Source organism: Leminorella grimontii ATCC 33999 = DSM 5078 (assembly GCF_000439085.1).
Taxonomy (GTDB): domain Bacteria; phylum Pseudomonadota; class Gammaproteobacteria; order Enterobacterales; family Enterobacteriaceae; genus Leminorella; species Leminorella grimontii.
In genome coordinates this window covers 1-5,708 of the sequence record NZ_AUUA01000032.1, presented here as the reverse complement: position 1 = coordinate 5,708, position 5,708 = coordinate 1, and the positions used below count along the sequence as shown (strand labels likewise).

At 54.8% G+C, this 5,708-nt stretch carries 7 protein-coding genes; all 7 read right to left on the bottom strand.

The features are described 5' to 3' along the window. Window positions 1–167: 167 nt before the first annotated feature. A complete protein-coding gene (locus G544_RS0117860) occupies window positions 168–752 on the bottom strand; it encodes a YmfQ family protein (RefSeq protein ID WP_027275849.1) in 585 nt (194 codons plus the stop codon). Further along, entirely contained in the window at window positions 743–1,807 is a 1,065-nt protein-coding gene (locus G544_RS0117855; RefSeq protein ID WP_027275848.1) for a baseplate J/gp47 family protein, read from the bottom strand. The genes G544_RS0117860 and G544_RS0117855 overlap by 10 nt, the downstream gene beginning before the upstream one ends. Beyond that, entirely contained in the window at window positions 1,808–2,230 is a 423-nt protein-coding gene (locus G544_RS0117850; RefSeq protein ID WP_036024525.1) for a phage GP46 family protein, read from the bottom strand. Next, the gene (locus G544_RS0117845; protein WP_027275846.1) at window positions 2,227–2,775 is read right to left on the bottom strand and encodes a phage baseplate assembly protein V; all 549 of its coding nucleotides are present in this window, start codon (window positions 2,773–2,775) and stop codon (window positions 2,227–2,229) included. The genes G544_RS0117850 and G544_RS0117845 overlap by 4 nt, the downstream gene beginning before the upstream one ends. After that, window positions 2,775–3,845, bottom strand: coding sequence for a phage baseplate assembly protein (locus G544_RS0117840; protein WP_027275845.1), 1,071 nt, complete (start codon window positions 3,843–3,845; stop codon window positions 2,775–2,777). Before G544_RS0117840 ends, G544_RS0117845 begins: the two co-directional genes overlap by 1 nt. Next, on the bottom strand, window positions 3,835–5,172 hold the full coding sequence (locus tag G544_RS21435; protein ID WP_027275844.1) for a DNA circularization protein: 1,338 nt from the start codon (window positions 5,170–5,172) through the stop codon (window positions 3,835–3,837). The genes G544_RS0117840 and G544_RS21435 overlap by 11 nt, the downstream gene beginning before the upstream one ends. Next, window positions 5,172–5,708, bottom strand: a 537-nt coding sequence (locus G544_RS20960) for a hypothetical protein (protein WP_036024521.1), incomplete at its 5' end; no start/stop codon positions are given. The genes G544_RS20960 and G544_RS21435, both read right to left, overlap by 1 nt.

Below are 5,708 nucleotides of genomic sequence, written 5' to 3'. Positions count from 1 at the left end.
CCCGCCGCGTCAAGGAGATTTAAAAGCTCAGCCTGAACAATGTTGAACCATGCCGCGCCGGGATAGCTTGGCGGGCTTTCTGTAAACCATTTTGGCGTAGCGTTACTGACTTCGCCGACGGGCGGCATTGTGCTGACGCCGGAATCGTTATCAAGAAAATACATCTCTTACTCCTCAAAGATATAGACGAAGTGGATATGAGCCGGGCGATAACGGTCGAGTAAGCACTCTAAATCGCCGTAATCGTAGACTTTCAGTCGTGTAGTCACGCCATCAAGTACAGTCATGTTGTGCAGGAACGGCGCACCGACATAAACATACGCCGTCCACCAGTTCGACTCGGGATAAAGCGGATAGGTACAGGGCCGCAGGCAGTGATGTGGGTAATGGTCGCGGATCTGGATGCTATAGCCGCGATCGGCGGCGAGCTGTTCAAAAAATTTTGTACACAGCGTACCGGTCATCTTCAGTTTGGCCGCCAACGCCAAACGACGATTATCAATCGTAAGGTCGTTATCTGCCGGACAATCGGGTAAGCCTGCGAACGCTTCCCAATCCGACAGGAGCATAAACGCATTATCGGCAAACATTTCATTGAGCAATCGGTCACCGACCGCATCAATGCGCGCCAGTTCGTCACCAAGCCCCAACATCAGTTTGCCAAGTTGGCTATCGGGGGCGCGCGACCATGCCCGCCCCAATGGCAGCAATGCAAGCCCCGCCTGTTGATAGTGCTCTGCCGTCATTGCCATGTGATATTACCTAAAACAATCAGCTCATTTTCCTGTGCATAGATATCATCGCTCAGGGAGATGATACGTCCGTCAGTAACACCACTGGCGATTGCTACGGCGGCATTCATTTTAGACAGGTACGCTTTCCCGCCCGGTTCGGCGTCAACCAATAAATCAGTCAGCGCTGCTGTCACTGCTGCCTGTGTGTCAGGCGTTTTAGGAGAGATACGAATGGTCGGGTTTAGCGCCAGTTTTTGCGGGCCGGAGACTATCAGCTCAACGGCGGGCGCTTTTCCTTCCCACTGGTTGGTGAGCGGGTTCTGGTGAGCGGTGATATAGTCCTGAACGCGTTCAATATCAGAGGCGGTCGGGAAAATGTCTGGTTGGCCGTCGAGCACAAACAGCACGGTAACAACGTTGCGACCAATAGCAGAAAAGCACCACGCACGCGTCACACCGGCACACTCCAGCGCCCAACGCACATAATCGTAAGTGTTACCGCCACTCGGCGGATATTGAACGCGAAACAACAGGCGAGAGCGCAGCGATTCAATGCTTTCAATCTCCGCGCCACCGCTTATAGCAGCCGATGAGACAAACGCAGCGCTCTTGACGTTCACCACCGGTGACAGCAATTCAACTTTGACATCAGCCAGCGTATTTCCCACTGCGCCGACGTCTTCAGCTTCGACGGGGATAGTGACCGTTCCTGCGGTAGACGTCATCACCGCCGACATGGAGGCGAAGATAACCCCATCCTGACGCTGCCAGCGCGTCCCCGCGTCAATGACGGCCTCGCCGACAACCTCAACAACCAGCGTGCCTGCCGCCGCTGTGGGTTGTTTACGCCATACGCCCCAAAACTCGCAATGTCGCAGAAGAATATCGTCATCGGCAAGATGAGGGATGATATTACGGGCTATCCAGCCAAGCCGACCGTGCAACCCGTACGCATTGGCCGCCGCAGATTTTGCGACGCCTTCCGTCGCGATGTTTGACGTCCCTGTACGGGTTTCAATATCCGTACGGGTTCGCGTTATAAGCTCGCTCAGTGTGGGTGAGATATATGGCATTTAAACCCCGTTTAAACTGGCTTTAAACGACATGGGAAACTGTGAACCGTCGTTTAATAAAATGATGACCGTCAGCAATAAAACCCCGCCTGACGGATTGGTGGCCGTGACGCGGTAGTCGCGAATAAGCCCAGTTTTTGGCATCCATGCGAGCGCCTCGCTGGCGTAGCTTTGTGCTTTGGAAAGCACTGTCTGCATCTGCTTTTCGCGAGACAGTAACCACAGGCGAGAGCCGAGCCGCTCCTTGCGATAAGCGTCTCCCCACCATCCTCGTCGGTCAGTACCACCGTCCGGCAACTCATCCGACGGTTGCGCACGACGGTCAGTAAAGAGACTCGCGATGACGTTCGTTGTGATGTTATCGCCCGTCAGGCTGTCGAGTACGATGTCTGCGACCAAGGTTTGCCATACCAGCGATATCATTGCGGTCTCCCCGTGGTTGGGCCATCATGCTCGCGGTGCGTATGGTCTTTGCCGCTGATACCGGCGCTAATGTGGTCGGCAGCCTCACTGGTGCCGGTCGTGTTGCTGCCACCGAGTATAGTGGCATGACCCGTCATGCGGGTTTCGGGTGCATCAATCACGACCTCTTCAGCCTCGATGATATAGCGCTTGCACTTGAGACGGACTTCACCCTCTTCGGTGAGAAGAAAGTAGTGTCCCTCCATATGATAAAGGGCGCTGTCCCCGGGTTTGCCCGCGTTAAGCCGGGTGCCTTTATTATCGACCACCACCGCAACAAGCTGCTGACGCATCCCTCCGACCGACAGGACAATCGCCTCGCTACCCGCAGGAGGAACGCTGCTATGACCGTAATTTTGAAAGCGCTCGACGTCGTCGGCATCATCATCGGCCAACATGCTGATTTGCAGGTTCTGTGTCTTCAAGCTGTCATTAATGACGTTGACCACGGCGCGAGAGACCAGCAACTGCATACGTCGCTTGAGTGAGTTAAAAGCCTGTTTCATCAGTACCAAAGCCCCCCGGTTGTTTTGGTTTCGCGCTGCGCAGGCTCATCGAAGCCCGCCGCAGGCATCAAGGTTAGTTTCGTTGTCGTACCGCCGTCATTGGTCAATGACAGCTCCATTTGCACGATAAGCAGCTCACGTTCGACATAACCTTCATCAGGCACATCCAGCACCACAAGACGGTTCGGCATCCACAGCTTTTTATCGCGAGTGAACCAATCCACTACTTCAACGACCACCGGCTGACCGTGAGCCATCGCCCGCCTGCGCTCCCAATCCGCCCGAGCACGACTTTCGTCGGCACGCTGGTTACTGTCGGCAACGATTACCATTGGGCGATAACGGGAGATTTCCGGGTCGGTGATGTTGACGCGGACGCGGGTTGATTGATGGGCGGTTTGTTCATCCCCCCACAGGCCGCCTGCCGTTGACGACCCTAGGACAATGTAGTCGCTAAAGCGCTCCGTCCATGATGAACGGATATTGATAAATTTGATGTTTTCCCCAAAACGCAGCGTCTCAAGCCGTTCAGTGCCTGCCGTCGTAAAGACCAAATCCCCGGAGGCGTTACTGTTGACCATCACGCCCCGATGGCGGGCCGCGCGAGCAAGGCACTCAAAGACCGTTTCACCCGGCTCAAGCTTCCACACTCTAAACGGTTTGGCGGCGTCAGCCGCGTCCACCGCCCAGACGACGCCAATACCGAAGGGCTGACACAGGTCGCGGGCGATGGTTTCAAGGGTAGCGTTTCGCCACTGCCCGGACTGATAGCGCGCCGCGCAGTCAACGAGGTCGCCGGTTTTGTCCCGCCCCTCGGCGATGATGGTGCGATTTTCGGCGTCAATGGTTCTGTCCATCGTGTCGATATAGCCGCTGATCACCACCTGCCCGTTGATTTCCACCCGGCACGGTTGCCCCTCTTTAAGTGATACATCCTTGTCGGTACGAGTACGGGTCAGACCGAGGCTAAACTGACCGCTCAGCTCCTCAATGCTGCGAATGACGGTAATGTCTGTCCAGCCGGTGTATATCTTGTTACCGACATAAAGCTCGATGGTGTTATTGGTCATCAATGACCTCCACCGCCTCGCTACCACGCACGAACGTCGGATGCTGTAGGGCGTTACGTTGAATAAAACGCGAGATAAGGGTACTGTCGCCCGTCTCACGATAGAGGATTACGAGGGCGGGTTCGGTGATGTGAGGTGTCACTTTGCGTGCATTGGGCAGCTCTGCCGCCGCTTTTTTCATCTCGTCAAGGAATGTCAGGCGCAGACGCTGTAAACGTATCGCAGTATTAAACCAGAAGGCATCTGCTGCGCGGACATACTCATCCGCCAGTTCGTCACCGAGTTCGTCAGCCAGACGTTCGCAATCATCCAGCGTCTCAACCAGCGGGCGGTCATCGGTGAGCAGCTCTTCGCGGTCGGTATCAATCACAATCACTTCACCGTCAAGAGTGACCGCAACCTCATCATCGACGCGTCCTTTGATGATGTCATTAGCATCGCTGACCGCACTTTGTGCAAGCTCTGTCAAGGCGGCAATCACCACCGCCGAACGTATCGCCTCTTGCATTTTTGCGGCGGCCGGTCGTTCACTTAACGGCATGTTCTCAACGCTGACGATAATCGAACGTAACGCCCGTTGAGCACTGGATTTTGAACCTTTCCCTCCGGACGAAGTGAACCCCTTAAACAGGTTGGTCAGGTTGCTGATAAGTTTTTTGGGGGACTTTATCAGGTTACCGATAGCCCCCTGCAATCCCTGAACGCGTCCAAGAATCGAGCTGAACCCGCCCAGGCTGCTAAGACCGGTTATCATATTGGTGATGTTGTTCACGACATTGGTCGCAAACGTAATGGCCGCTTCGATATCGGCAGCGACAGCGTTAATGGTTTCCCATACCTCAGCGACGTCGTTGGCAATTTGCTCAAGCAGGCTTTCATTTTGGTCGAGCAGGTCAGCTTCGCCGTCGGTGTCGGCCTCGGGAGACTCTTCCTTTTCAGCAAGGCTAAACGTAATCTGAAACATGGCGATACGCTGCTCATGCGTTGATACACGGCAATTCCATGTCTCAACCTGAACGTACAGCGTATCGTGAAACGGATGTTCAAGGTCAGCCGGTTCCGGCTCTCGCAAAGCGGCTATCAAGGTCTCTTTTTGTTCGAGGTAGTCATCACCGATAAGCACGCAATAAATGGAATACTCATCGGCCTGCGCGCCCATGTTCTCAATTTTGCCGGTTTGACGTCCGGGGAACATGTGCTTGACGACGCGATGACCGCCTGACTGGTTGCTGTCGTCGATGATGTAAAACGGCACGCCACGAAACGAGCCTTTACCTGTCGGCGGCTGGGCGGTAATTTTGTCCCACAGGTCACTGAAAAATCCCATCAGTAGCCCCCTGAATAGGTGTTACCGGTGTTGACAGATACGCCGACACCTTTTGACTGCACTTGCGTCGCACGCACAGAAACGCCGTCAGCGGTTTTGACTTCGAGCTGGATCTTCCCTTCAGGTGGTGTTTGTGGCCGCTGCTCTGCGACGAGCGGCTTATCGTTGTTATTTTTGAAAGCGTTATCCCAAGCAGAGCTATTCCCGGTAAGAGGATCTAGGTCTTCACTGCCGTTACCAACCTTAGGTTCACGCCCTATAATGGCATTACCAAAGTCACTCCACGTTTCGGCTGACCTGATTTTATTAAACCGCTCAGAGTCACCAAAAACAGCGACTAGAGCGTCGTCAACATAAGGGGTAACTGCGGCCGTCATCATGCCGACAAATCCTGCCTTAGCGACCATTCCGCCACCACTACCGCCCATCATTGGCGAACCTTTAGCGCCGCCCCCCAATCCGCCTATAGGCCAGTTGGTGACAAAAACCGGCTGCGCGCCTAACGCCCCCCCCAAACCACCTATAGCACCGCCCCC

Bases quoted from the DNA above. Each gene is read 5' to 3' on its own strand.
- G544_RS0117860 (WP_027275849.1), bottom strand. From the start codon at position 752: ATGGCAATGACGGCAGAGCACTATCAACAGGCGGGGCTTGCATTGCTG.
- G544_RS0117855 (WP_027275848.1), bottom strand. From the start codon at position 1,807: ATGCCATATATCTCACCCACACTGAGCGAGCTTATAACGCGAACCCGT.
- G544_RS0117850 (WP_036024525.1), bottom strand. From the start codon at position 2,230: ATGATATCGCTGGTATGGCAAACCTTGGTCGCAGACATCGTACTCGAC.
- G544_RS0117845 (WP_027275846.1), bottom strand. From the start codon at position 2,775: ATGAAACAGGCTTTTAACTCACTCAAGCGACGTATGCAGTTGCTGGTC.
- G544_RS0117840 (WP_027275845.1), bottom strand. From the start codon at position 3,845: ATGACCAATAACACCATCGAGCTTTATGTCGGTAACAAGATATACACC.
- G544_RS21435 (WP_027275844.1), bottom strand. From the start codon at position 5,172: ATGGGATTTTTCAGTGACCTGTGGGACAAAATTACCGCCCAGCCGCCG.